Origin of the sequence: Nitratidesulfovibrio sp. D1 (genome assembly GCF_051133415.1) — a bacterium.
Taxonomy (GTDB): Bacteria; Desulfobacterota; Desulfovibrionia; order Desulfovibrionales; family Desulfovibrionaceae; genus Cupidesulfovibrio.
In genome coordinates this window covers 158808-184573 of sequence record NZ_JBPGNZ010000005.1, presented here as the reverse complement: position 1 = coordinate 184573, position 25766 = coordinate 158808, and the positions used below count along the sequence as shown (strand labels likewise).

General features: G+C 66.9%; 27 protein-coding genes and 1 tRNA gene. 17 read left to right on the top strand and 11 right to left on the bottom strand.

Annotated features, from left to right (window positions below; all coding sequences use genetic code 11):
• Positions 1-8: 8 nt before the first annotated feature.
• The 3 genes from ACR4XJ_RS11470 to rfbB all read right to left on the bottom strand — a co-directional run bounded on the left by ACR4XJ_RS11470 (position 9) and on the right by rfbB (position 2960).
• Complete coding sequence (locus ACR4XJ_RS11470; RefSeq protein WP_434755343.1) at positions 9-992, bottom strand: hypothetical protein; 984 nt, start codon at positions 990-992, stop codon at positions 9-11.
• A gap of 67 nt (positions 993-1059) precedes the next feature.
• The gene (rfbD, locus tag ACR4XJ_RS11465; RefSeq protein ID WP_434755342.1) at positions 1060-1941 is read right to left on the bottom strand and encodes a dTDP-4-dehydrorhamnose reductase; all 882 of its coding nucleotides are present in this window, start codon (positions 1939-1941) and stop codon (positions 1060-1062) included.
• Positions 1938-2960 carry a dTDP-glucose 4,6-dehydratase gene (rfbB, locus tag ACR4XJ_RS11460; protein ID WP_434755341.1) on the bottom strand — a complete coding sequence of 341 codons (1023 nt, stop codon included), beginning with the start codon at positions 2958-2960 and terminating at the stop codon, positions 1938-1940. The genes rfbD and rfbB overlap by 4 nt, the downstream gene beginning before the upstream one ends.
• Positions 2961-3239: 279 nt before the next feature.
• Here rfbB and ACR4XJ_RS11455 point away from each other — a divergent pair, with 279 nt between their 5' ends.
• Together ACR4XJ_RS11455 and ACR4XJ_RS11450 are read left to right on the top strand one after the other, a co-directional pair.
• Positions 3240-4079: a sirohydrochlorin cobaltochelatase gene (locus ACR4XJ_RS11455; protein WP_434755340.1), complete on the top strand. Its 840-nt coding sequence runs from the start codon at positions 3240-3242 to the stop codon at positions 4077-4079.
• Positions 4080-4240: 161 nt separating this feature from the next.
• Complete coding sequence (locus ACR4XJ_RS11450; RefSeq protein ID WP_434755339.1) at positions 4241-5170, top strand: hypothetical protein; 930 nt, start codon at positions 4241-4243, stop codon at positions 5168-5170.
• Between the two features lie 90 nt (positions 5171-5260).
• Here ACR4XJ_RS11450 and ACR4XJ_RS11445 read toward each other — a convergent pair whose 3' ends face one another.
• A complete protein-coding gene (locus ACR4XJ_RS11445; protein ID WP_043607897.1) occupies positions 5261-5464 on the bottom strand; it encodes a twin-arginine translocase TatA/TatE family subunit in 204 nt (67 codons plus the stop codon).
• A 125-nt stretch (positions 5465-5589) separates the two neighbouring features.
• Between ACR4XJ_RS11445 and ACR4XJ_RS11440 the strand changes: the two genes are divergently transcribed.
• The 12 genes from ACR4XJ_RS11440 to ACR4XJ_RS11385 all read left to right on the top strand — a co-directional run bounded on the left by ACR4XJ_RS11440 (position 5590) and on the right by ACR4XJ_RS11385 (position 15768).
• Entirely contained in the window at positions 5590-7485 is a 1896-nt protein-coding gene (locus tag ACR4XJ_RS11440; protein WP_434755338.1) for a rhodanese-like domain-containing protein, read from the top strand.
• A 107-nt stretch (positions 7486-7592) separates the two neighbouring features.
• Positions 7593-7979 carry a hypothetical protein gene (locus ACR4XJ_RS11435; protein WP_434755337.1) on the top strand — a complete coding sequence of 129 codons (387 nt, stop codon included), beginning with the start codon at positions 7593-7595 and terminating at the stop codon, positions 7977-7979.
• Positions 7980-8048: 69 nt separating this feature from the next.
• A complete protein-coding gene (locus tag ACR4XJ_RS11430; RefSeq protein ID WP_434755336.1) occupies positions 8049-8987 on the top strand; it encodes a hypothetical protein in 939 nt (312 codons plus the stop codon).
• A 141-nt stretch (positions 8988-9128) separates the two neighbouring features.
• Positions 9129-9845, top strand: coding sequence for an HAD family hydrolase (locus ACR4XJ_RS11425; RefSeq protein ID WP_434755335.1), 717 nt, complete (start codon positions 9129-9131; stop codon positions 9843-9845).
• Between the two features lie 205 nt (positions 9846-10050).
• On the top strand, positions 10051-10353 hold the full coding sequence (locus ACR4XJ_RS11420) for a YggT family protein (protein ID WP_434755334.1): 303 nt from the start codon (positions 10051-10053) through the stop codon (positions 10351-10353).
• Positions 10354-10362: 9 nt separating this feature from the next.
• Positions 10363-10872, top strand: coding sequence for a DivIVA domain-containing protein (locus tag ACR4XJ_RS11415; protein ID WP_434755333.1), 510 nt, complete (start codon positions 10363-10365; stop codon positions 10870-10872).
• Between the two features lie 55 nt (positions 10873-10927).
• Positions 10928-11197, top strand: a complete 270-nt coding sequence (locus ACR4XJ_RS11410; protein WP_434755332.1) for a DUF167 domain-containing protein — start codon at positions 10928-10930, stop codon at positions 11195-11197.
• Between the two features lie 12 nt (positions 11198-11209).
• Positions 11210-11440 carry a DUF465 domain-containing protein gene (locus tag ACR4XJ_RS11405; RefSeq protein ID WP_333507509.1) on the top strand — a complete coding sequence of 77 codons (231 nt, stop codon included), beginning with the start codon at positions 11210-11212 and terminating at the stop codon, positions 11438-11440.
• Positions 11441-13129: a biosynthetic-type acetolactate synthase large subunit gene (gene ilvB / locus ACR4XJ_RS11400; protein ID WP_434755331.1), complete on the top strand. Its 1689-nt coding sequence runs from the start codon at positions 11441-11443 to the stop codon at positions 13127-13129.
• Positions 13130-13141: 12 nt separating this feature from the next.
• Positions 13142-13633, top strand: a complete 492-nt coding sequence (ilvN, locus tag ACR4XJ_RS11395) for an acetolactate synthase small subunit (protein ID WP_434755330.1) — start codon at positions 13142-13144, stop codon at positions 13631-13633.
• A 336-nt stretch (positions 13634-13969) separates the two neighbouring features.
• Positions 13970-14962, top strand: a complete 993-nt coding sequence (gene ilvC, locus ACR4XJ_RS11390) for a ketol-acid reductoisomerase (RefSeq protein ID WP_434755329.1) — start codon at positions 13970-13972, stop codon at positions 14960-14962.
• Positions 14963-15201: 239 nt separating this feature from the next.
• Positions 15202-15768 carry an NADPH-dependent FMN reductase gene (locus ACR4XJ_RS11385; protein ID WP_434755328.1) on the top strand — a complete coding sequence of 189 codons (567 nt, stop codon included), beginning with the start codon at positions 15202-15204 and terminating at the stop codon, positions 15766-15768.
• A gap of 321 nt (positions 15769-16089) precedes the next feature.
• Here the strand turns inward: ACR4XJ_RS11385 and ACR4XJ_RS11380 are convergent, their stop codons facing one another.
• The 3 genes from ACR4XJ_RS11380 to ACR4XJ_RS11370 form a co-directional block, all read right to left on the bottom strand.
• The gene (locus tag ACR4XJ_RS11380) at positions 16090-16305 is read right to left on the bottom strand and encodes a hypothetical protein (protein WP_333507505.1); all 216 of its coding nucleotides are present in this window, start codon (positions 16303-16305) and stop codon (positions 16090-16092) included.
• Between the two features lie 162 nt (positions 16306-16467).
• Complete coding sequence (locus ACR4XJ_RS11375; RefSeq protein ID WP_434755327.1) at positions 16468-16785, bottom strand: IscA/HesB family protein; 318 nt, start codon at positions 16783-16785, stop codon at positions 16468-16470.
• A 116-nt stretch (positions 16786-16901) separates the two neighbouring features.
• Complete coding sequence (locus tag ACR4XJ_RS11370; RefSeq protein WP_434755326.1) at positions 16902-17198, bottom strand: adhesin; 297 nt, start codon at positions 17196-17198, stop codon at positions 16902-16904.
• A gap of 247 nt (positions 17199-17445) precedes the next feature.
• Here ACR4XJ_RS11370 and pyrR point away from each other — a divergent pair, with 247 nt between their 5' ends.
• The gene (gene pyrR, locus ACR4XJ_RS11365; protein ID WP_434755325.1) at positions 17446-17979 is read left to right on the top strand and encodes a bifunctional pyr operon transcriptional regulator/uracil phosphoribosyltransferase PyrR; all 534 of its coding nucleotides are present in this window, start codon (positions 17446-17448) and stop codon (positions 17977-17979) included.
• 153 nt (positions 17980-18132) lie between these two features.
• Here the strand turns inward: pyrR and ACR4XJ_RS11360 are convergent, their stop codons facing one another.
• Positions 18133-19869, bottom strand: coding sequence for a lysylphosphatidylglycerol synthetase family protein (locus ACR4XJ_RS11360; RefSeq protein ID WP_434755324.1), 1737 nt, complete (start codon positions 19867-19869; stop codon positions 18133-18135).
• 790 nt (positions 19870-20659) lie between these two features.
• On the opposite strand from ACR4XJ_RS11360, the gene ACR4XJ_RS11355 reads away from it, so the two are divergent.
• Positions 20660-21958: a DUF4910 domain-containing protein gene (locus tag ACR4XJ_RS11355; protein ID WP_434755323.1), complete on the top strand. Its 1299-nt coding sequence runs from the start codon at positions 20660-20662 to the stop codon at positions 21956-21958.
• Between the two features lie 152 nt (positions 21959-22110).
• Here the strand turns inward: ACR4XJ_RS11355 and ACR4XJ_RS11350 are convergent, their stop codons facing one another.
• From ACR4XJ_RS11350 to ACR4XJ_RS11340, 3 genes are all read right to left on the bottom strand, one after another.
• Entirely contained in the window at positions 22111-22656 is a 546-nt protein-coding gene (locus tag ACR4XJ_RS11350) for a GlcG/HbpS family heme-binding protein (protein WP_434755322.1), read from the bottom strand.
• Positions 22657-22879: 223 nt separating this feature from the next.
• Positions 22880-23380, bottom strand: coding sequence for a hypothetical protein (locus tag ACR4XJ_RS11345; protein WP_434755321.1), 501 nt, complete (start codon positions 23378-23380; stop codon positions 22880-22882).
• A gap of 112 nt (positions 23381-23492) precedes the next feature.
• A tRNA-Ser gene (locus ACR4XJ_RS11340) sits at positions 23493-23586 on the bottom strand.
• A gap of 668 nt (positions 23587-24254) precedes the next feature.
• Here ACR4XJ_RS11340 and ACR4XJ_RS11335 point away from each other — a divergent pair.
• Positions 24255-25763, top strand: coding sequence for a DNA cytosine methyltransferase (locus ACR4XJ_RS11335; protein ID WP_434755320.1), 1509 nt, complete (start codon positions 24255-24257; stop codon positions 25761-25763).
• Positions 25764-25766: the final 3 nt, after the last annotated feature.

Here is a 25766-nt window from a genome sequence, read left to right as displayed (position 1 = left end):
AGGCGCGCCTACGCGCCCTGCCGGGCGGGAGCGGCCGGGGTGGGCGTGGGCCGCAGCCGGTCGTACAGCCGGATCAGCAGCATCACCACCACCATGGAAAAGACCAGCCGCGCCCACAGGGTGCCGCCCAGGTGCGCGCCGATGAGGGCCATGAGCAGGGTGTCCTCGATGAGCGCGTGCGACAGGCCCATGAGCGACAGCGAACTGAACACGTCGCGCGGGGGCACCTTGCCGCCCTGCACCTCGTGCACGATGAGCCCGCCGCCGTAGGCGATGCCCATGCCGAGGCCGATGATGGTGATGGTGGCGGCGTTGTCGCCGATGCCCATCAGCCGCAGCGCCGGGCGCAGGCAGGCGTTGAGCAGCCGGGTGATGCCCACGGCGTCCAGCACGCGCATCAGGCCCATCAGCGCCAGCACGATGCCGAGCACCGAGACCAGGTTGCGCGCCTCGTTCCAGGCCCAGGCGACCAGGGTGGCCGGGGCCTCGCGCGGGGCCCAGAGCATGACGGCGGGCTCGGAAAGGTAGCCGGTGGCGTCGAAGAAGGCGCGCATGAGCATGCCGCACAACAGCGCCCCGCCGAAGCGCAACCCGATCTGGGTGGTCATGTTCAGGCCGCACTGCTGGGCGATGCGCCCTTCCACCAGCACGTTGTGGGCGATGAGCGTCATGGTGGCGAAGGTGGTCACCTGGGCCACGGTCAGCTGTTCCATGCCCGGCAGCAACCCGGCGTACACGAACAGGCCGCTGTAGATGTTCACCAGCATGCTGGTGGCCCACGACAGGCCGAGGTCTGCGGGCAGGCCCACAAGCCCCATGACGGGCGACAGCGGCAGGGCCAGGTAGCGCACCAAGTCCAGTTCGGTCAGCACCTTGACCACGACGATGATGGGCACCATCACCTTCATCAGCGTCAGCCAGACGTGGAAGGCGTCCTTCACGGTGCCTTGTACGGCGCGGGCGAGGGCGCGGAGATTTTCGGCGGGCGGCATGTCGTATTCCCTGGGGTATCCTGATCGTTGGCGGCCGCTGGCCGAAGTGCGGTCTGCCCGCGCGGCGTCAGGCGTCGTGCGTGCCGGGCAGGCATTCCTTGTAGATGTAGTCGCGCAGGGCCTGCGGCCACGGGCGCGGGGCGATGCCGGTAACCTGGGTGAAGCGCGAGGTGTCCAGCACCGAGAAGGGCGGGCGCTGGGCCTTCTGCGGATAGTCGCGCGAAGGAATCGCGTGCACCTTGCAGGGCAGCCCGGCCAGGCTCACGGCTTCCGACGCCAGTTCGCACCAGCTGGCCTGCCCGGCGTTGGCCAGGTGGAAGATGCCCGTGGCCCGCAGTTCGGCCAGCTTCACGCTGCCCGCCGCCAGGTCCAGGGTGTAGGTGGGCGAGCCGATCTGGTCGTGCACCACGCGGGCTTCGCCCCTGTCGTGGCAGATGTCCAGGATGACCTTGACGAAGTTGCGGCGGCCCGGCCCGAACAGCCAGGATGTGCGCACCACGCAGGCGTTGTCCGGGCACTGCTGGAGCACGGCCTGTTCCCCGGCCAGTTTGGTGGCCCCGTAGACGGACGCGGGGTCGGGCGTGTCGTCCGGCGTGTAGGGCGCGCCCTTTCTGCCGCTGAACACGAAATCGGTGCTGAAGTGCACGAGGTGCGTGGACGTGCCGCGCACCATGCGCGCGAGGCACGTGGGCAATTGCCTGTTGAGACGGGTGGCGTCTTCCTCGCGCTCTTCGGCCAGGTCCACCTGGGTCCAGGCCACGGTGTTGAAGATCACGGCGGGCTCGGCGCGCTCGATGAACGAGGCCAGCGCCCCGGAATCGAGCACGTTCACGTCGTCGCGCCCGGTGGGCAGGGCGTCCCAGCCCGATTCGCGCAGCACGCGCACCAGGGCCTGGCCGAGCAGCCCGGTCCTGCCGCCGAGCACCAGCGCCTTGGGGCGCGGGCTCACAATCGTTCTCCGTACCAGCGTTGCATGAACTCCCTGTACGCCCCCGAGGCCACGCTTTCAAGCCATGGGGTGTTGGCCCGGTACCAGGCCACGGTTTCGGCAAGGCCGCGCTCGAAATCGTATTCCGGCGCGTAGCCCAGTTCCCGCGCGGCCAGCGAAAAGTCCATGGCGTAGCGGCGGTCGTGGCCGGGCCGGTCGGTGACGTAGCGGATCAGGCTTTCCGGCTTGCCCACCAGGCGCAGGATGGCGCGCACCACCTCGATGTTGGGGCGCTCCGCCGCGCCGCCGAAGTTGTAGACGGCGCCGGGACGGCCCTTTTCCAGGGCCAGCAGCACGCCGCGGCAATGGTCGTCCACGTGGATCCAGTCGCGCACGTTCAGGCCGTCGCCGTACACGGGCAGGGTTTCGTCGCGCCCGGCCCGGCCGATCATCAGCGGAATGAGCTTTTCCGGGAACTGGTACGGCCCGTAGTTGTTGGAGCAGCGGGTGACCACCACCGGGTAGCCGTAGGTCTCGAACCAGGCGCGGGCCATCAGGTCGCCCGCCGCCTTGGAGGCGGAGTAGGGGCTGTTGGGGGCCAGCGGGGTGGATTCGGTGAAGCGGCCCTCGGGCCCCAGGGTGCCGTACACCTCGTCGGTGGAAACGTGGACGAAGCGGGCCACCCCGGCGTCGCGCGCGGCGGTGAGCAGGGTCTGCGCGCCCAGCACGTTGGTGAGCACGAAGGGCGAGGGGTCGTCTATGGAGCGGTCCACGTGGGTTTCCGCCGCGAAGTTGACCACCGCGTCGATGCGGTGGTCCTTCAGGATGCGGCGCACGGCGGCCGCGTCGGCGATGTCGGCGCGCTCGAAGAAGTAGCGGACGCCGCCGTGGGCTTTTTCGATGTCGGCGAGGTTCAGCGGGTTGCCCGCGTAGGTCAGCTTGTCGAGGTTGACCACCGTGACGTCGGGGCGGCGGTCCATGACGAGACGGACGAAGTTGGTGCCGATGAAGCCGCAACCGCCCGTAACGAGTAGGCGCATCATGTCTCCGTGATGGTGACGGGTGTGCTGGGGTGACGCCCGGCAGGGCCGGGCGCAGGGGCGAATGGTACAGGCAGCGGCGGGGCAAGGTCAATACGGCGTACCGGGTGGAGTGGGCACCTTGCATCGTACAGAAATAACTTGCAATGTTCTGCCGTCATGCGTAGCCTGCACTGTGGCGCTTCCCGCCGTCGCGCCGCCCGGCATGGCCGCATGGGTTCGTCCCGTACGCACGGCCCGTATCGCAACTACCCGCTGGCAATCCCCACGGCAGTCCACATGAAGAAAGGCATCCTTCTCGCCGCGTTCGGCTCCGGAACCCCGCAGGGGCAGTCCACCCTTCGTCTGTTCGACGAACGGGTGCGGGCGCTGTTCCCCGGCGTGCCGGTGCGCTGGGCGTTCACCTCTGTGGTCATGCGCCACCGGCTGGCGGCCGCGCGGAAGAAGACCGACTCCGTCCACAAGGCCCTGCGCAAGATGTGGTTCGAAAAGTACACCCACGTCGCCGTGCAGTCGCTGCACTCCATCCCCGGCGCGGAATACGCCGACCTGCTGGCCGACGTGGAGGACATGCGCGGGACGGGGGACGGGCGGGAAGGCTTCGTTCGGGCCACCGTGGGTGCGCCCCTGCTGGATTCCGGCGAGGACATCCGCCGCGCCGCCGCCGCCCTGCTGGCCCACCTGCCGCCGGAGCGCGCCCCCGGCGACGCCTGCGTGTTCATGGGGCACGGCACCTGGCACGAGGGCGAATCCCGCTACGGGACGCTGTCCGCCCAGGTGCGCGAGCGCGACCCGCTGGTGCACATCGGCACCATGGACGGGGACTGCACCATCGACGACATCCTGCCCCGCCTCGCGGCGGCCGGGGTGCGCCGGGCGTGGCTGCTGCCGCTGCTTTCGGTGGTGGGGCGGCACGCCATGCTGGACATGGCCGGCGACACGCCAGACTCGTGGCGGTCGCGCATCGAGGCGGCGGGCATGGAATGTGTGCCCGTGCTGCGCGGCACGGCGGAGTATGGCGGCTTCGTGGACATCTGGCTGGACCACCTGGGCGTGGCCTTCCGCGCGCTGGACGCGGAAACGGAGCCGGTCACGGACCTGGATAGGGTCGGGGAGTGACCCTTCCCCGGCGTCCGGCCCGCCCGCGCTGGCGTTCGGGGGCGAAATCGGCTACAACGCCACGGAACGACACCATTTTGCAGAACACCGGAGTATTCATGATGTTCCGTTGTCCCGGCCGCCGCACGGACGGCCACGGGGCGGCATCGGCGCCCCGTCATATGGCATCCCGCCATGCGTTTTCGCCCGCCGTGCCGCGCGCGCCCGCGCCGTGGTGGCGGGTTCTGTGCTGCCTTGCCGTCGTGGTGGCCGTGCTGTGCCAGGCCGTGCCGGGGCATGCCCGCCGCGCCGAGGCCGTGTGGGGCGAGGGGCAGGTTTCCAAGACCCGCGCCCAGGCGCAGGGCGAGGCTTTCACCAACGCCGTCACCGACGAGGCCCTGGACATCCTGCGCGCCCCCCTGTCCGAGGCGCGCCGCGCCGCGCTGCGCGAATACCTGGCCACCGTCACCGGCGAGGTGGTGCGCGGCTACAGCGAACTGGGCATGACCCAGGTGCAGGGCGGCACTCGCCTTGCCGTGGACGTGGACGTGAACCGCGACATGCTCAAGGACCGGCTGCGCCAGGTGGGCGCGTACTATACCGCTGAAGAACCCGTGGCCATGGTGTTGCAGCTTTCCGGAGCCTCGCCCGAGGTGGCGGAGCGCGTGAGCAGGCTGCAACTGCTGTACGGGGTGGAACAGCGCGCCGGAGCTTCGGTGCGCGTGGCCCTGCGCCCCCAGAACAAGGCGTGGTACGGCACCCTGGATGCGCCCGAAGGCTCCACTTCGGCCGACGGGGCCAGCGTGGACGATGCGTGGCGGGGGCTATGGGCGTGGTATTTCTCGCACCGCCAGGTGGCCGGGGCGGCGGCGGGGCAGCAGGCCGTGCTGCGGGTGACCGGCTGGCTCACCGCCGACAGCGTGGAAGCCTTCGACCGGGCCCTGCACGACTGGGACCGCGCCTTGCAAAGCGCGCAGTTGCAGGACGTGACCATGCGGCCCGGCGGGCTGGCGGCCACCTGGAAGCTGGTGCTGGTGAACCGGGTGGAACTGGACCGGCGGCTGGACGAATATCTTGCGCCGCGAAAGCTGACGCGGGAAGTGCTTCAGTAACGGAAAGGCGCGCCGCACGCGGAAACGAAGAAACCCGGCGGGCATGCCGCGCCGGGTTCCGGAAAAATGCCTGTCGGGCGCGTGGCCCGGTTATGCCTGCTTGTCGTCCTTTTCGATCTTTTCGTTCTTTTTGCCCGGAGTGATGTCGATTTCGTCGGGTTCGCTGGTGGCCCGCTTGAAGTTCCGGATGGCACGCCCGAGCCCGCCGCCGATTTCGGGGAGCTTGTTGGCCCCGAACACCAGCAGGACCAGAACGAGAACGACCAACAATTCCTGAATGCCGATACCGAACATATGCATGCCTCCGTTAGTGATGCCATGCATATACACATCGGGTACACCCCGGTCAAGACGCGCAACGCCGGGGGATGGCCTGTGTTCCAAGGTGGTTGCGCACACTTCAATGAATGGAGCGATACATGCGACGCATCGTTGTCATAGGTTCCGGTGTGGGGGCGGGCAAGCTTGCCGCGCGCGTCAAGCGGCTGCTGCCGGGGTGCGAGGTGAACATGATCATGCCCGAGGCGGGTGTTGACGGCGGGGGCGGCGGGCCGTTTGCCGCGTGCCTGGCCTCCCGGCGCGCCTCGCGCGTGCTGCTGGCTGCCCGCGAGGTGGGCGTGCTGGACGCGGCCGAGCTTTCCGTCGATCTCGACGCCAGCACCGTCATCGCCGGTTCCAGCCGGGGCAGACTGGCCGTGCGCTATGACCAGTTGGCCATGGAGATCGACGCCACCCCGCGCATTCCCCGTGCCCTGCGCGGCGCGCCCAACGTATTCGCCTGGCCCGGCGCCGACGTGGCGGGCCTCGACGGCCTGCTGGCCGAACGGGTGGCCGCAGGCGCCTGCCGCGCCGTGGTGGTGGGGCAGGGGGCCGAGGCACTGGAGGCGCTGCGCCTGGTGCGCGCGGCCGGGGCCACCCCGGTGTGGGTGCGCACCCGCCCGGCCACGGGCGATGCCGCCAACGCCGTGGACGCCGACATGTGGCGCCACGCGGCGCGCATGGCCCGCCGCAACGGCGTGGAAACGGTGAACTGGACGGGCGTGGCCATGGAACGCATGGGCGCGCTGCCCGCCGGGGACGGCGGCTTTGCCGCGCTGGTGGCCGTGGCCCCTGACCGTGCGGACCGTGCGGACGGGGCGGGCGGCCCCGGTGGCCCCGGTGGGGCGGACCTGCGCGTGGAAGGCGACCTGTTCATCTGGACCAGCCCGCTGGTGGTGCAGAACCCGGCCCTGACCCTGGACGGCATCAGCCTGGACGATACCGGCCGCATCGACGTGGACGGCTGCCTGCGCACCGGCGCGCCCGGCGTGTACGTGTTCGGCACCGGGGTCGGCGTGCAGCGCATGGCCCCGGATGGCGGGGTGGAGCAGGCCGCCGCAGTGCCCGCCGAGGTGCCGGGCTTGGTCCGCGCCCTGGCCGACCATCTGGCCTCCATCGACGCCACCGGCGCCGACGTGTCCCCCGCGCGGGGCGTGGCCGCCTGTCCTGCGGGCGATCTGGCGGCGGAACTGGCCGGGTCCGGCGACCCCGATATGGCCGAACTGGCCGACGCCCTGGGCGACTGCCCCTGCCGCCTGCCCGCCCTGGGCACCGTGCACGCCGAAGGCCCCGGCGTCACCGTGGCCGCCGTGGGCCTTGGGTCCGCCGCCTGCGCCCGGGCCGAGGTGGAAACCGAGTTTTCCGTGTACGCCACTCCCTCCGCCCTCGGTGGCCAGCCCGGCCAATCGCCCGGCCAATCGGATGACGACGACGAATCCGGCGCCTGGGGCGGCCTGCCCGCCGGGCAGGCCGTGAAGCTGCTGGCCGCCAGGACCGGCGGCGCGCTGCTGGGCGCGCAGGTGGCGGGCCGCGATGCGGAACTGTGCGCCGCCGTGGTGTCCGCCGCGTCACTGGCGCTGCGCGCGGGCATGCGCGTGGCCGATCTGGCCCAGGCCGAACTGCCCGGCGCGGCCGGTGAACTGCTGCGCCGCGCGGCGGCCGTCCTGGCCAACAAGCTGGCTGGCCGCTACTTCGGCATCACTCCGGACGAATTCATCGCCTCGCGCGAGGCCGGGGCGGAATTCTTCACCCTGGACCTGCGCAGCGCGCCCGACTGGCGCGCGGGCCACGTGCCCGGCGCGTACAACATCCCCCACACCCAGCTGCGCAAGCGGTTGCAGGACGAAGTGCCCCGCTTCACCCCCATCGTGCTGGTGGCGGCCACATCGGACGCGGCGTGGAGCGTGGCCTGCATGCTGGGCGCCCTGGGGGCCACCGACCTCTACGTGCTGGACGGCGGCATGGCCTTCTGGCCCCACGCGCTGGAGACGGCATGACGTCCGAAAAGCCCGGCAAGGGGGGGAAGGCCCCCGGCGGGCCGAGCGGTTCGGCCGCTTGGGGCGCGTCCGGCGCTTCCCCCATTTCAGGCGTCCGGGGCCGCGTCATGCGGCTGCCCGGCATCCACTGCCGCTTTCACGAGGCGGGGCACTGCGCCGTGGACGAGACCATGAACCCCGGCCTGAACGAAGGCTGGCGCTGCGGTGAGGAACAGCGCATCGTCCGCGCCTACGACCATTTCCTCGAACAGGCGGATACCTTCGACTTGTCGTCGGAGCAGGCCACGGCGCTGTGGGAGCGCCGCCTCGCCACCATACCGCCGCCCGGCGGGCTGTGCGCCGACTACACGCCGCCCCCGTCCTGTCCGTCCTGTGCGGGCGGCGGCTGCTGCGGCGAGGCGGACTGGCTGGACTGCACCCACTTCCGCGAGGGAGTGTGCGTGCTGCTGCTGCCCCGCTGCGACGGCATCTGCGAACGGTTCCAGGGGGCGTGAGCGGCCGTGGCGCGCCGCGCCCCCCGTTCACGCACATCCAGTGACTTCAAGCCCATACCGATGGTGACCATGCACAACGCATCCGAACACCCCGTGCTCTACATTCCGCTGCTGCACCGCGAACTGGCCCCCGCCTGCCTGCCCGAGGGCGTGCGATTCCTGTCGGCGGGGCTGCCCGCCGCGCCCCATGTGGCCGGCGCCGCGCCGCAGGCCGACTCGGGCGCTCCCGCCGTTCCGGCGTGGCGTTCGCCCCTGTTGCCGTTGTCCGAGACCGAGGCGCGGGCCTGTCTGGCAGAACTGCTGGACTTCGGCCTGAATGTGGGCTCCGGCCCGCACGGCGACCTGGCCGCCATGGTGGCCGCGCTGGAAAGCGCCCAGGACGAGGCCCCGTTCTCGCTGGGCCGCTCCGAACTGGCCGCGCTGGAAGGGTTCGCCTCCGGCGGCGAGGTGGCCGGGGCCGCCCCCGGCTCCCGTGACGACCCCGCTCAGGCGGAGCGCAACCGGCGCATCGCCGCGCAGAAGACCCTGATCCTGGCCTGGCATCTGGAAGAGCGCGTGCGCGAACTGGACGCCCTGAAGGAGAAGTTTTCGCGCAGCCGCGAGAGTCTGGCCGACATCCTGGGCGTGGAGACGGACGAGGAATTGCGCGAACTGCCCGCTCTCGACCCCTATTCCGCCATGCTGCCCGGCAGCGGCGCGGACATCATCGGCCCCTCGTGGCGGGTCATCGTGGAGAACATGGGTCCCTTCCTGCCCGACGGCGCGGTGCTGTTCACCTGTGACGCCGAAATCGCCGCCACCCTGCGGGACGGCGGCGCGGCCTTCGCCCCCGTGACCGCCGAACAGGCCACTGCCCTGTGCCCCGCCTGGGGCGCCAAGGTGGCCAAGCTGGTGGTGCACGCCCGCCTGCCCCTGTGGCAGGTGGCGGGCCGCCCCGGCCCCGATGGCGCGCGCCCGTGGCTGGACCGCGTGTTCGACGTGGTCTGTTGCGGCAAGTGTGCCCGGTAGGGAAAACCGTTTTTGTACGCCTCCGGCGGGCAGGACGGCAGATGTTATGCGAGCGCAACGCGCGAGCATTACAGATGGCGATAGCAGAGCTGGCTACCGCCCCCTGCACCCCCGTTTTAGTAGATATTTTACGAGGTTTTCGTGTATCCAACGGTTCATCGCATCCAGCAGCTGTTTCCCAAGGGCCTCAAGGGCATCATCTTCGATTGCGACGGCGTGCTGTTCGACTCGCGCGCGTCCAACATCCACTACTACAACCTCATCCTCGGCGCGCTGGGGCAGCCGCCCATGTCGCGGCAGGACGAGGACTACACCCACATGGCCTCGGTGGGGCAGTCGCTGGCGCGCATCGTGCCGCCCGAACTCATGCCGAAGCTGCCCGAGGCGCGCAGGCGCATCGTCTACCGGCGCGACATTCTGCCCCTGCTGGACCCGGAGCCGGGCCTGATGGAACTGCTGCGCTGGCTGCGCGACGCGGGCTTTCGCCGGGGCATCTGCACCAACCGCACCACCACCATGGAATACGTGCTCGACCACTTCGGCATGGCCGACCTGTTCTTTCCGGTCATGACCGCCGCGCGGGTGCGGGCCAAACCCCACCCCGAGGGCCTTTGCGCCACCCTGGACGCCTGGGGCCTCGCCCGCGACGAGGTGGCCTTCATGGGCGACACCATCGCCGACGAGGAAACCGCCCGCATGGCCGGGGTGTGCTTCTGGGCCTACCGCAGCCCGTCGCTCACCGCGCGGCTGCACCTGGACGACTTCTGGACGCTGCGCCGCGTGCTGGCGGAATACCAGCGCCAGGAGAACGGGCGGCAGGGCGGGCAGGCTGCCGGGCGGGAGTGCCCATTCCGGTAGGATGGCCGCCCGCTGGCGTCACTCCTGCGGGATGCGCCTGCGGAATGCGTCCGGCGAAAGGTGTCCGGCGAAAGGTGCCCGGCGGGCAGCGCCGCGCATCCGGTGCAGGAGTAACCACTTTTTGCTTGATTCTTGTCGCGGGTAAGTGGAAGTATCGGTGTTACGGTCGCCCCCCAATTCCGGGGTGCGCTTAACCGGAGGGTTCATGTTCGTTTTTTCGAATCTCCTTATCGGCGTGGCGCGCGTGCTCGATGCCGTGCTGAACCTGTATTTCTGGATCGTCATCGTTGCGGCAGTCCTCTCGTGGGTCAACCCCGATCCCTACAATCCCATCGTGCGCATCCTGCGCAACCTGACGGAGCCGGTGTTCTACCGGGTCCGCAAGTGGATTCCGTTCACCTACGTGGGGGGGCTCGACCTGTCCCCGGTGGTGGTGCTGCTGGCCATCCAGTTCATCAACGCCGTGGTCATCCAGTCGCTGTACCAGTTCGCCGTCACCATGCGATAGGGGCGTCACATGTCCGTGAGCCGCATAGATCTGCTGAACCACAGCTTTTCCAAGTCCCTGCGAGGCTACGCCACCGACGAGGTGGACAGGATGATGCAGGAGGCCGCGGATACCATCGGCCGGCTGAGCGAGGAAAAGGCCGCGCTGGCCGGCCAGCTGGCGCATCTGGAAGAGCGCCTGACCGAATTCAGGGAGCGGGAATCGACGTTGCGGGACACGTTGATGACCACCCAAAGGGTCACCGCCGACCTCAAGGCCAGTGCCCAGAGGGAGGCGCAGTTGATCATAGACGCTGCCCATTCCAAGGCGGAGAACCTCATCAATCAGGGGCAGCTCCGCCTTGCGCGCATTCAGGAGGACATCGCCGAGGCCCGCAAGGTCAAGGCGCAGTTCGAGATGAAGGTGCGCGCCGTGGTGCAGCAGCACCTGCGCATGCTGGATATGACCCGCGAGGACGACGAGGAATTGGAGGCCGCCGCGGCGCGCATCGCCGGGCGGCAGAAGGGTGGACCAGCCTGAGGCCGGCCGCCCCGAATGGGCGGCCCCTGCCGGGGAAGGGCAATGGGCGGTCCTTGTGCGGGCGGTGCCCGGCGCGCGCAAGAGCGGGTGCGAGGGCACGGCCGACGGAAGGCTGAAGGTGCGCCTGGCCGCACCGGCCGTGGACAACAAGGCCAACAAGGCGCTGGAGGACTTCGTGGCCTCCGCGCTGGGAATGCGCCGCAACCGCGTGCGCATCGTATCCGGTCATACGGGCCGGTTGAAGAAACTGATCGTCGAATCGGATGTGGAGCCCAGCTGGGGCCTGCTTGGCACATGTGGGAAAGAACAACCCTCAACGCCATAGGAGAAGAGTTCCATGGAACCGAAAGACAACGCGCTCCTGGAAAAGTACGCCGCCACGGATCCCGAACTGAAGGCGCTATGGGATGAGCATATTCTGTTCGAGAAACAACTGGAGAAAATCGAATCCAAGTCGTTCCTGACCCCTGCCGAAGAAAAGCAGGCCAAGGAACTGAAGAAACAGAAACTCGACGGAAAGACCCGGCTCCACGCCATACTGGACCGGTACCGCGCCTTGGAGGGCTAGATGGAACTGAACGGGGCCCGGATTCTGCTGGAATGCCTCAAACGGGAAGGCGTCGACGTACTGTTCGGCTATCCCGGCGGGGCCGTCATAGACATCTATGACGAGTTGCCGCGGCACGACATCCGGCATGTATTGGTCCGGCACGAACAGGCGGCGGTGCACGCCGCCGACGGTTTCGCCCGCGCGTCGGGCAAGGTGGGCGTCTGTCTGGTCACTTCCGGGCCGGGCGCCACCAACACCGTGACTGGCATCGCCACGGCCTATGCCGACTCCATTCCCATGGTCGTGCTGACGGGGCAGGTACCCACCCCCCTCATCGGCAACGACGCCTTCCAGGAAGTGGACATCGTCGGCATCACCCGCCCGTGCACCAAGCACAACTATCTGGTGAAGGACGTGCGCGACCTTGCCCGCGTGCTGCGGCAGGCTTTCTATCTGGCCCGCTCCGGCAGGCCGGGTCCCGTTCTTGTCGACTTGCCCAAGGACGTCATGCAGGCGAAGACCGAATTCGCCTGGCCAGAGGACGTCAAGCTGCGCAGCTACAACCCCACCTACCGGCCCAACCTGAACCAGCTGCGCCGCGCGGTGGAGGCGCTTATCGAGGCGAAACGCCCGCTGTTCTTCGCGGGCGGCGGCGTGGTCATGTCCGACGCCAGCGAAGAGCTGGGCTGGCTGGCCCGCACCCTGAGCATTCCGGTGACCTCCACGTTGATGGGCCTTGGCGCCTTTCCGGGCGACGACCCGCTGTGGCTGGGCATGATCGGCATGCACGGCACCTACGCGGGCAACAAGGCGGTGAACAACGCCGACTGCATCGTGGCCGTGGGCGCGCGCTTCGACGACCGGGTGACCGGCCGGCTTTCCGCGTTCGCCTCTGGCGCGCGCATCATCCACATCGACATCGACCCCACGTCCATCCGCAAGAACGTGCAGGTGGACATTCCCGTGGTGGGCGACTGCCGCAAGGCGCTGGCGGGCATCCGCGAGATAGCCACCACCCGCCTTGCCGAAAAGGACTGGGCGACGGCGCACGAGCCGTGGCTGGCCCAGGTTTCCGCCTGGCGCACCGAACAGCCCCTGACCTATGTGAAGAACGGCTCCATCAAGCCGCAGCAGGTGGTAGAAACCATCTTCTCCATCACCCGGGGCGACGCCATCGTCACCACCGAGGTGGGCCAGAACCAGATGTGGACGGCCCAGTTCTTCACCTTCCGCAAGCCGCGCACGCTGCTCACCTCGGGCGGGCTCGGCACCATGGGCTACGGCTTTCCGGCCGCCATCGGCGCGCAGTTCGCCTTTCCGGACAAGCTGGTCATCGACATGGCGGGCGACGGCTCCATCCAGATGAACATCCAGGAACTGGCCACCGCCGTCTGCAACAAGCTGCCCATCAAGATCGTGATCCTGAACAACGGCTACCTCGGCATGGTACGCCAGTGGCAGGAACTGTTCTACCAGCGCAACTACTGCGCCACCTGCATGGAGGCGCAGCCCGACTTCGTGAAGCTGGCCGAGGCCTACGGGGCCGAAGGCTACCGCATCACCGAGGCGGGCGAACTGGAATCCACGCTGCGCGCGGCCTTCGCCTCGCCCCATACCGCCGTCATCGACGTGCGGGTGGAACGCGAGGAGAACGTGTACCCCATGGTGCCCGCGGGCGCGGCCCTGGACGAAATGCTGCTGGTGTAGGGAGGGCAGCCCATGCGACATGTGCTTTCCGTTCTCGTGGAGAACGAACCGGGCGTGCTGTCCCGGGTGGCGGGGCTGTTCAGCGGGCGCGGCTTCAACATCGAGTCGTTGAACGTGGCCCCCACGCTGGAAGAGGGCGTTTCGCTCATGACCATCAGCACCAGCGGCGAGGAGCAGATCATCGAGCAGATCGTCAAGCAGCTGCGCAAGCTGGTGACGGTGATCAAGGTGGTGGACTTCGAGGGCATCGCCGCCGTGGAGCGCGAGATGATGATGGTCAAGGTGCAGGCCGACGACGCCCGCCGGGCCGAGGTGTTGCGCATCGCCGACATCTTCCGCTGCAAGGTGGTGGACGTGAGCCTGAACGACCTGACCCTGGAAGCCACCGGCGACCACGGAAAGATCCAGGCCATCCTGAGCCTGCTGGCCCGCTTCGGCATCAAGGAAATCGCCCGCACCGGCACCGTGGCCATGCGGCGGTCGATGCAGCCTGAGACAGCGTAACACCGGCGGGCGCTAGGCAGCGGCCCAGCCTGCCGGGATGTTCCGGAACCTTCACGCGCGGCGGCGGGCGGTACAACGCCTTCCGCCGCGCGTCCTGCAAGACCGGGGGAACGCGGCGCTGATTGAACAAATATTCAGTCCGTCGTGTTTCGGCGCCCCCAAGGGGTAGCCTTCCGCCGCCGAATCCGGTATCGCAATCCATTGCGGCAGCGCTTTCGCTGCCTACGGTGGCAAACCCGCAAGGGTGCCGGGGCCGCTCCCGGCGCCGGGCGGGGTCTTCATACACCGCAACCGTCATTCGAGGACGCCGCACCCGTGTGCGGCAGGGAGTAGATGATGAAGGTCTATTACGAACAGGATGCGACACTGGAGGTCCTGAAGGACAAGACCGTGGCCATCATCGGCTACGGCAGCCAGGGCCACGCGCATGCCCAGAACCTGCGCGACTCCGGGATCAACGTCGTCGTCGGGCAGCGTCCCGGCGGGGCCAACTACGAACTCGCCAAGGAACACGGCTTCGCGCCGCTACCCGTGGCCGAGGCCGCAGCCAAGGCCGACCTCATCATGATCCTACTCCCCGACCAGGTACAGGCCGCGGTCTACGAAGCGGAAATCAAGCCGAACCTGAAGCCGGGCGACGCGCTGCTGTTCGCCCACGGGTTCAACATCCACTTCGGCCAGATCGAGCCCCCGAAAGACGTCGACGTGTTCATGATCGCCCCCAAGGGGCCGGGCCATCTCGTTCGCCGCACCTACACCGAGGGGGGCGGCGTCCCCTGCCTCGTCGCCATCCACCAAGATGCGACCGGCAAGGCCATGGAGAAGGCTCTGGCGTATGCCAAGGGCGTTGGCGGTGCGCGTTCCGGCGTCATCGAAACCACCTTCAAGGAAGAAACCGAGACCGACCTGTTCGGCGAACAGGCGGTGCTGTGCGGCGGTCTTTCGTCGCTCATCAAGGCCGGTTTCGAAACCCTGGTCGAAGCGGGCTACCAGCCCGAAATCGCCTACTTCGAGTGCCTGCATGAAGTGAAGCTCATCGTCGACCTCATCTACGAGGGCGGCCTTGCCAAGATGCGCCACTCCATCAGCGACACCGCCGAATACGGCGACTACGTCACCGGCCGCCGCATCGTGAACGAGGAAACGAAGAAGGAAATGAAGAAGGTGCTCCAGGAAATCCAGGAAGGCACCTTCGCCCGCAACTTCATCCTCGAGGCCAAGGCCGGGTACCCCGGCTTCAAGGCCACCCGCCGCATCGAGGCCGACCACCAGATCGAGAAGGTGGGCGGCAAGCTGCGCGGCATGATGCCCTGGCTGCACAAGAAGTAGCCGCCAGCCTCATAGCCTTGCATGATCGACAGGGGCCGCTCCGGATGGGGCGGCCCCTTTTGCGTGCGCGCCGCCGCGTGGAAGGGCGGGGGGACCGGGTGAGCGGCGACGTGAAAAGTTGCGAGCGGGCGTTGCCCTGGCGGCGTTCAGGTAGTATTCTATCGGCAACGTCGTTTCTCCTCCCGGCGGATGCACCCGCCGGGAATACGGCGATACCCGAAACCACAGGAGAGACACCCATGAGCACCATATTCACCGTCGCCGTCATTGTTGGCAGCCTGCGCAAGGATTCGCTGAACCGCAAGATGGCCAGGGTCCTGACCGAACTGGCCCCTCCCGCGCTGCGTTTCGAATTCGTCGAAGTGGGCGGCCTGCCGCTGTACAACCAGGACCTGGACGACGAAGGCACCCCGCCCGCCGCGTGGACCGACTTCCGCAAGGCCATCAAGGGCACGGACGCCGCGCTGTTCTTCACGCCGGAATACAACCGGTCCATGCCCGCCACCATCAAGAACGCCTTGGACGTGGGTTCGCGCCCCTACGGCAGCAGCGTGTGGAACGGCAAGCCCGCGGCCGTGGTCAGCGTGTCGCCGGGCGCCATCGGCGGCTTCGGGGCTAATCATCACCTGCGCCAGTCGCTGGTGTTCCTGAACATGCCCCCGTTGCAGCAGCCGGAAGCGTACATCGGCGGCGCGGACAAGCTGTTCGGCCCCGACGGCGCGCTGACCGACGCTTCCATGCGCGAGTTCGGCGCCAAGTTCATGAACGCCTTTGCCGGGTGGATTGCCACCAACGTGAAGCGGTAGCAGGCCGAATTGTCCTTTCACCCGTTGGCAAGGAAAACAAGCCAGCCACGAGGGAGTATACTTTTGTGGTATTCGACCGATGGGGCTGGCTTGTTTTCCTTGCCAACGGGCGAAAATCCTGCTTCGGCCCCTATGGCGTAGCCCATCGGGGGGAACACTTGATCTGCATGGATCCTTGCGCGACAGCGTGACCGGACGAAACGACGGCCCGCGTCCCTTATGGGAGCGCGGGCCGTCGTGCGTTCAGTCGGGGGGAGTTGCGGCAAGGTGGGCGGGCAGCCCGTGGCCAGCTGTGGCCAGTCGCCGCCAGTCGCGGCCCGCTCAGGCCCCTTCGGCCACCAGCCGGGCGTACAGGTCTTCGTGCTCCGGATACTTCAGGCCCGCGCCGGTGACGATGACGCTGGGGCGCAACTGATCGGAACGGGCGTCGGTGATGGGCACGATCTCCCAGCGTCCGTCCTCGCGGCCGACGACCAGTTCCTGCTGCTGCCGGTGGGCGAGCTTGACGGCGAGGATGACGGTTTCCTTGAAGGTCATGATGGCTCCGTGGGCGTTCCTGCATGCATGATGCGCGGAGGATGCCCGCCACGCCGTGGTGCGTCAAGCCTGATTGCCGAGAGCCGCATCGGGCTTCCCGCCCGGAAAAGAAAACGGCCCTCCGCAGGGAGGGCCGTAGAGCGTGCGCGTGGTGTGCGGGGTCTAGGAACCGCAACTGCCCGAGCTGCTGCAACCGCCGCAGCTGCTGCCGCCGAGCGGCTTGCCGGATTCCACGGAGAACCCCATGTAGCTGATGTCGATGCGGATGGATTCCGCCATGGACAGAAGTTCGGCGTTCACGCAGAAGGTGAAGCCGCCTTCCTCGAAGACTTTGTCGGTATCGTTAGGCTCATCCAGAGCCAGGGCCAGCCGGGGACCGCTTCAGCCGCCGGGGGCAAGGTAGACCCGGATGGGGTTCTTCTGCTTGTCCGCAAAGTAGGCATCAAGCTCTTTGCGGGCGTTTTCGGTGAGTTCGAACATGTGTCCTCCACTGTTGGATGTGCGGAGAGCAACAAGTACGTACCCATGGGGTGTTTGTCAATGTGTCGGGGGCGAGGTCATAGCGGATATCTATGCGACGCGGGGGCAGGGTGGGGTCAGGGTGCGTCGGTGGCGCGCATGGCGGTAAGAGGCCGTTCGGGAACCACCTCGAATCCGGCGTTGCGCGCCCGGATGCGCACCGTCCCCACCTGTTGGGCCAGACGCTGGCTGATGCAGAAGGTGTAGCCGTCCACGACCACGACGTGGTCGCGTTCGTTGGGCTCGTCCGGGCCCAGCACGAGGTGCGGTCCCCGGCTGCCGCGCGGCGAGATGTAGATGCGGATGGGGCTGTTGGGGTTCTCGGAAAAGTATTCTTCCAGAATGTCCCGCGCGCCGTGTTCGAGGGTGATCATGTCCGTTTCCTTGCGGCCTGTGGCGACGTTCGGGCATACCCTACCTCAGAACTGGCAAAAAGGCCAACCGAATGAACGCGCAGTGACCGTGCGCGGATGCGGGCTGCGGCGATCCGGCGTCATGCCCGGCGTCATGGCGCGGCATCATGGCCGGCAGTATGGCCCGGCGCCGCCGTCCGGTTTGCCAAGCGAAAGGAAACCGGTTACCGGTGAAGATATTACGAATTCCCACCGGACGGGGGACCCGATGGAACAGACCATTCTGCTCACGGAACAGGAAGTGCGCCGCGCGCTGGAACGCTTGGCCTATCAGGTGCTGGAGCGCCACGGCGATTGCGCGGGCCTCGTGCTCGTGGGCATCCAGCGTCGCGGGGCCGACATCGCCGCGCGCCTCGGGCGCATCATCGCCGAGAGATTGGGCTGCGTGCTGCCTTCCGGCGCACTGGACATCAACCTGTACCGCGACGACTGGACCACCCTTGCCGCCAAGCCCGCCATCGGGCCGTCGGACATTCCCGTGGACCTGGAGGGCCGCGACGTGCTGCTGGTGGACGACGTGCTGTTCACCGGGCGCACCATCCGCGCCGCGCTGGAGGCGTTGCTGGACTACGGCAGGCCCCGCCGCGTGGAACTGCTGGTGCTGGTGGACCGGGGCCACCGCGAACTGCCCATCCATGCCGACTACGTGGGGCGCACCGTGAACACCGGGCGCAACGAGCAGGTGGACGTGCTGCTGCGCGAGCGCGACGGGCGGGACGAGGTGTTGCTGTCGTCGCGCTAGGACGCCGAACGTTCGCAACTCCGCGCCGCCGTCGCGTGGCGCATGAAAATCGGGGCGATACCGGAATGCGGCGTCGCCCCGTTGTCATGTCATGCGAAACGTTCGTGCGGGCGGGGGCCGTGTGTCCGGCCGCGCCCGCATGATTCCGGCGCGTTACTTGCCTTCCGCTTGGCCGGTGTCGCCAGGCTGTCCCGGATTGCCCGGCTTCCTGCGGCGCAGGGCGTTCTCGCGGATGCGCTGGGCCGCGCGGTAGATGCGCCGGAAGCGTTCGCGCCGGGCCGCCGTGAATTCGCCCAGGCGTCCGTGCAGCGGGAAGGCCAGCCGCCGCACCATGAACACCGTCAGCACCATGGCGATGCCGCCAAAGGCGCGCAGCAGGCGGGCGGCATCGTTCTCCGCCGCGAAGGTCCACCATAGTTCGTTGGTGTAGGGCATGCGGGCGTGCACGAACAGCCCCAGCAGCAGGGAACAGCCCACCACCAGCAGAACCGCCACCATCCAGCGCAAGGTGAACCGTTCGCGCAGCAGCGAGGTGCGGCGGAAGAAGCGCCGCCGGGTCACGCACAGCGACGCCAGCACCAGCATCAGCAGTATGGCTTCCTGCCAGTCCAGCCCCTTCAGCACGCAACTGGCGATGCCCAGCACCACCAGCGCCGTCACCAGCCGCCAGGCCGAGGCAAGGCGGCGTTGCAGCCCGCGCGAAAGCAGCAGCAGGCCCACCCCCGCGACCGCGCCCAGGAAGTGGGCGGATTCCATGGCCCACAGCGGCACGTTGGCCACCAGCGCGGCGCGGCTGTCCGCCGCCAGGGGGATGGCGCTGGAGAACAGCAGGATCAGCCCGGCCGCAAAGGCCAGATAGGCCATCAGGGTATGCGACAGCGCGTCGGTCCAGCGGCCCGCCTCGTCCAGCATCCGTTCCGCCTCGTGGCGGCGCAGGTGCAGTTCGTGCCCGCCCAGCAGCACCGCGGCGAACAGCAGCGGCAGCAGGTAGTAGATGAACCGGAAGCAGATCAGCGCGGCGATGACCGTCTGCGGCGAATGGGTGTGCGACAGGCTGAGGATGACCAACTCGAACACGCCCGCGCCGCCGGGCACGTGGCTGAGCACCACGGCCACGATGGCCATCAGGTACACGGACAGGAACTGGATGAAGTCCAGCCCCAGGTCGGCGGGCATGAGCACGTACAGGCAGCCCGCCGCCACCACCAGGTCCAGCCCGGCCACCAGGGTTTGCAGGATGGCCAGCCGGAAGGGCGGCAGCGCGAATTCCTTGCCCATGACCCGGATGGGGTGCTTCGCCACCAGCGTCAGGATGTGGTAGCCGATGGTCAGGGCCAGCAGCACCACGCCCAGCAGGCGCACGTCGCGCAGGGGGATGTCCAGCGATGGCGGCACCGGCAGGGGCTGGATGATGAACACCGCCCCGGCCACGCCCAGCGCGCCCACCCAGAAGGTGATGGCCAGCATGATCACCAGGCGCACCACGTCCACCACCGAAAAGCCCCACGCCGAATAGAACCGGTAGCGCACCGAACTGCCGCCCAGCAGCGCCCCGAAGTTGTAGCTGGTCACGCAGCCCACGAACGAGACGAGGGCGGTGCGGGTCATGGACAACGGCTTGTTGATGGCGCGCAGGGCCAGCGCGTCGTACCCCACCAGCACCAGGTAGTTGAACACCATCAGCACCATGGACGCCACGAGACTGGTCATGGGCATCTGGCGCATGCTCTCGCGGATTTCGTCGATGTGGTATTTGCTGACTTCGTTGTACAGCAGCCACACCGCCCCGCAGAAGACGGTGAATACTGCCACCTTGCCGAGGGAGCGCAGGTGCTTCTTCCACGGAGAGGGGTGTCTGGGGGCCGGGGATTCGACGTCAGTGTGCTTCATGCGGAGATGTTGCGTCGGGGATGGAGGTGTTGTCATGCGCCGCGTTGTCACACCTGTCGGCGCGGCGGAACGCAGCCTACACTGGAGACCCGGTTACGGCAAGGCGCGGAGGCATGAATTCCCTCGCCCGGCGCACCACCGGCGCCGGGCGGGCGGCGGTGGCGGCGCGTCCGGCCGTGTGGCGCGGGTGTGTCATCATGCGGAATCCGGGGCGGGGGCAGGGTCTTGCATGCGGCACGCACGCTGCCGGGCGTACCGTGGCCGCGCAAGGCCTCGCAGCCAGGGGCGTGTCGCATGGCGCACGGGGCGGACGGCAGGACAGCGGCCTGTTAGTAAGCCACGATGGACGGACGGTTTCAGTCGCATGGGATGTCTCACGCGTTTCACGGTTGCGGGAAACAAGGTGCCGGTGCGTCATCCATGGTCTATGCATGAATATTTTATCCTGTCGCATGGCTGTGTTGTGCCAAGAAGTCAGTTTTGTAGCATTTCTGCCGCTTGAACACGTTTCAGCGGTGCAGTAGAAGGACGTTCCGCCGGGAAACCGTTCCCGGCTGCATGGCGCCGCGTGTGCACGTGGCGCCCGTTCGGCGTGTCCGCAGCCGTAGTGTGGACGGGCGCGCGCCGCATCCGGCAAGGGGTTGCCCGTGGGCGTCGCGTCGGTACCTTTTCAGCCGCATCATGCCGCCGCGTCGCGCGCGGGGCGATGCAGGCCGGGGGGGCCTTTTGCGGCGCATGGGAACGGTGGCATGGCGCACCGCCCGGCAGCCGCGCGGGCCGAAGGAAGGATATGGACGCAGTGAGTCCGGGGCAGGAGATGTACCGCTGGATGGCGGACCTCTTTCCCATCTGTAGGAGCCTTACCGGCGACGGGGTTCGCGAGACGTTGCGCTACCTTGGCGGGTTGCTGCCGGGGCTGCGGATGCACGAGGTGCCCAGCGGCACGCGGTGCTTCGACTGGACCGTGCCGGACGAGTGGAACATCCGCGACGCCTGGGTGGCCGACATGCAGGGCAACCGGCTGATCGACTTCAAGGCCAGCAACCTGCACGTGGTGGGCTATTCCGAGCCGGTGGACGCCGTGGTGACTCGCGATGAACTGGACGCCCGGCTCTACTCGCTGCCCGACCAGCCGGACGCCATCCCCTACGTCACCTCGTATTACAAGCGCACCTGGGGCTTCTGCATCGCGCACAACAAGCGGGATGCGCTGGGCCCCGGCCCGTTCCGGGTGGTGATCGACTCCACCCTGGGTCCCGGCCACATGACCTGCGCCGACCTGCTCCTGCCTGGCCGCTCGGAGAAGACGGTGGTGCTGTCCACCTACGTCTGCCACCCGTCCATGGCCAACAACGAGCTTTCCGGCCCTGTGCTGCAAACCGCCGTGGCCCGCCGCCTGATGCAGCGCGACCGCGAGTTGTCGTACCTGCTGGTGTTCGTGCCGGAGACCATCGGCACGATCTGGTACCTCAGCCGGCATCTGGCCGAGATGCAGCGCAACGTGGTGGCCGGGTACGTGCTGAGTTGCACGGGCGACGACCGGGCCTGGTCGTACCTGCCCTCGCGCAAGGGCGACACCCTGGCCGACCGTGCGTTGCTGCACGTGCTGGGCGCGTATCACCCGGACTTCAAGCGCTACACCTTCCTGGACCGGGCCAGCGACGAGCGCCAGTACAACAGCCCCGGCGTGGATCTGCCCATAATCCCGTTCACGCGCAGCCTGTACCGCCACTATCCGGAGTACCACACCTCGCTGGACGACCTGTCCGTGGTTTCTCCGGCGGGGCTGGACAACTCGTTCGCCACGCTGACGCGGTGCCTGGACATCATGGAGAACAACCGCACCTACCGCGCCACCTGCCTGTGCGAGCCGCAACTGGGCAGGCGCGGCCTGTATCCCACCACATCCGTGAAGAATGGCTACTGCAACAAGGTCAACGTCATCATCGACTTTCTGGCCTACGCAGACGGCACGCTGGACCTGCTGGAGATAGCCCGCCGCATCGGCGTGCCCGCCGACCAGTGCATCCCCGTGGTGCGCGAACTGGTGGCGGCGGGCGTGCTGGCCCCAGTGGGTAAGGTAGAGTAGGTGGGGTAAGGTGGAGTGAGGTGGAGTGAGAGCGGCGGCAGGCGTGGCCGGTCTCCCTCGCCGGGCCTGACCGTGATGCCCGAGAATCGCCATGAACGAGGCCCCGGCACGACGCCGGGGCCTTTTGCATGCCATGGTGGGCGGGTGTGGCGCTAGTTCAGCGCGGCGACTCCTGCCCTGACGACCGCCATGTCGTTTTCCACCGAACTGCCGCTGACGCCCACGGCTCCGATGACGGTGCCGTCCTTGGCGCGCAGCAGTTCGCCCCCGCCGAAGATGACCAGGTTGCCGTTGGTCACCTCTATGCCGTACAGCGGCTGGCCCGGTTGGGCCGCGTCCCCCAGTTCCTTGGTGGACATGTTGAAGAAGCGCGCCGTGCGGGCCTTGCCGATGGAAATGTCGATGCTGCCCAGGAACGCCCCCTCCATGCGCGCGAACGCCTTCAGGTTGCCCCCGGCGTCCACCACGGCGATGTTCATGAGCGTGCCCTGTTCCACGGCTTTGGCCTGCGCGGCGGCGATGACCTTCTGCGCCTGGGCCAGGGTGATGTCTCCGGGCAGCACCAGTTTCGCGGCATCGGCCGGGGCCGCCTGCGCGGGCGGCGTCGCGGCCATGCAGCAGGCGACGGCCAGCAGGGCCGCCAGAATCAACCCGCCGATGTTCCGGATGTTCCTGATGTTCCGAGTTCCGTGTGTCATTGCAGCCTCCTTGTCGGTCACGGCAAGCGTGAGTGCTTGCTGCTATAGGCTTTGGTGCCGCATAGCATATTTTTCGTGACTGTACACGTGGGCGGAAAAACGCGGCGGCGCAAGGGCGGCGCAAGGGCGGCGGGAAGGGCGGGAGAGGGGAGGCAGGCGAAGCAGGGGGGAGACGTCGAAAAAGAAATGGGGGGCATGGCGCCCCCTTCGTGTTCTGGCGGGATCAGTCCAGGTCTTCGTCGTCCACGTCCTCGCCAAAGCCGTGGTAGTCGGCCAGACGGCGCGCCTTCTTCAGGGCTTCCGCGCATTCCTTGGCGATGGCCTGAATGCCCTTGGCGGAGACGGCATCGGGCGTGGGGCCGTCGCCCTGGCCCGCGCCGTCCCTCTCGGGCATGCCGGTCGTGCCGGTCATGCCAATCTGGGAGGCCATGGAAGACATGGCGTTGGCGCGCATGGCGTCGGTGAAAATCCAGATGCGGTTGGTGAGGTAGCGGCTGTCACCCGCCGTCCACGCCGGGCTGCCGTTCTTGCACGCGGCGGGAATGACCCCGCGCGTGCCCGGCCTGTCCGTGAAGCACTGGACGTACAGGCTGTAGTCCGTTTCCCGCCGCACCTCCACGAAGGCGCACGGGGCGTGCTCGTCCTCCTTGTCCATGCCCTTGGAGGTGGTGGGAATGGCCCCTTCTTCGAGGAGGTCGTGCGGTACGAGGTGGAAGACGTTCATGCGGACTCCGGCTGGTATTCGGGGAGAAGGAGAGACCGTAACCCGGTCTGCTCCCTACAGGTTGACTTCAAAACGAAAGAAGGGGCCGGACTGCGTCCAAACCCTTGAAATATGGCGGAGAGGGTGGGATTCGAACCCACGTACCGGCTACTAACCGATAACTCGATTTCGAGTCGAGCGCGTTACGGCCACTTCGCTACCTCTCCGCGTGCCAACCGGGGCTTGCCCGTGGCGGAGTGACCTTTTAGGAAATTTCCGGAGGGAAAGCAAGCCCCCAAAAAGACAGCGGGGCGCAGGCGCTGGCGTATTGCGTGGGGGGCGGGACCGCCTCTTGGCTGGTAGCGCCCGGCCAAAATATATACATAACTTTGTAGGTGTGTTACATTGTGGAAGCATCATGCTCGTGCTGCAGACGACTGTTCCGTGCGACGATTGCGTGGCCAACGGCGGCCATATCGGACGGTTGTCGGCAGGCTTCTATTTGCCCCAGTACGTCGCTTGTTAATGCAGGGTAGAGGGTGGTCCGGTACCGTAAATGGAAGTGCGGCACCGAAGCGCAAGGATTTTTGCACAATGGCGCGCATTTTTATTGAGTTTACCGCATCTAATTGGTAGACGAAACTATGTGTTATCTATTTGCTGCGCCAATCCATCTAGTTAAAATTCCAGTCCTTTCCGCCCCGGGGGAGGCAAGGCGTTTTGCTTCGTGTAGTGAGCAGCGCGGGTATAAGAAGAGTTTGCTCATCGCATGGCTGACGCGTGTGCATTTGGCCCAAGAGGCGTTCTCCCCTTTGGTTAATATGTTCCGCGAGCACTGCTCCGAAGGCAGGGCGAGATGAGCCGGTCTGGTTGTTCAGCCCCCCGGGTCGTGAGTGTGGTCGACTTCGCCAGGATTCAAATCGTCCGGCAGAAGATCGCGCGTCTGCGTGCGGGAGCTAAGCCGCGCGTTCTTGATCTTTTTGCAGGCTGTGGCGGCCTTTCGCTTGGCTTCCAGGCGGCAGGCTGTGAGATTGTGGCAGCCGTTGAATTCGACGCAGAGGCAGCGCGTTCCCACGGAGTAAATTTCCATCCCGAAGATGGGCGCTTCGCTCAGGCGAGGGATATAACGACCACGCCGCCGGATAAGCTCACCGCCGACCTCGGCCTTGGAAAGCCAGAATCCACCTTCGATATAATCGTCGGCGGGCCACCGTGTCAGGCGTTCGCACGCGTCGGCCGGTCTAAGCTGCGCGAAGTGGCAGATCATCCCGAAGCGTTCCGCCATGATCCGAGGGCGCGGCTTTATATCGAATATATCGAGTATGTGAAGGCTTGCGCGCCGCTTGCCGTCGTGATGGAAAATGTACCTGATATGCTGAACTTCGGCGGGCACAACATTGCGCACGAGATCTGCGAGGTTTTGGCTGCTGAAGGATACATCTGTGGATACACCCTTCTGAATGCCGCGCTCTATGGTGTTCCGCAAATGCGTGAACGAGCTTTCCTGATTGCCATTCGTGCAGAGATCGCAGACAGAGTTTGCTTCCCTGCGCCTTCACATCAAATCGATCTGCCTGCAGGTTATGAAGGCACGCGGGCTGTGGCGCTGAAGCTGCTTGCCAACAGCGATACCCATGGGCCTGATAGTTACTGGCATCCCATACCGGATGCCGACGACGAACTGCCCCATGCGGTAACCGCACAGCAGGCGCTTGAAGATCTTCCTGCTATCCACGCCCTCAGTGAGATGCAGAACGGAAATCTGAAGCGTGGGGCGAGGCGCTTCGATAAACCCTTGCCCTATCCGCAGGTGGATGCTGTGTCTGAATATGGCCGCCTGATGCGAGATTGGCCGGGCTTCCGTGCGCCTGATCGACTACGCGATCATGTCATCCGCTATCTGCCGCGGGACTATAAGCTGTTTGCGCGTCTGTCTCCCGGGGATCAGTATCCGCAGGCTTACCAGACAGCTGAGGCGATGTTTGCGGAAGAGCTTGCACGGCTTCATACCAACGGAGCGAAACCCCGAAAAGGATCAAAAGCCTGGAAGGAGCTTCGTGCCAGTATCGTTCCGCCATATGATCATACAAAGTTTCCGAATAAGTGGCGAAAGATGGAGGCCGAAAGACCAGCGCGTACGTTGATGGCTCATCTGGGAAAGGACAGCTACAGTCATATTCACTATGACAGCACACAAGCTCGGACAATCTCCGTCCGGGAAGCCGCAAGGCTGCAATCCTTCCCCGATGGTTTTATTTTTAGTGGTACGATGAACCCGGCCTTCCGACAGATTGGGAATGCCGTCCCTCCTTTGCTCGCAAAAGCTATCGGGCTTGAGCTGCTTAAGCAGATAAATGACGGACTCGCGCTTCCTGTAAGGGAAGTTGTGGTGGTCAGGAGATAAGGT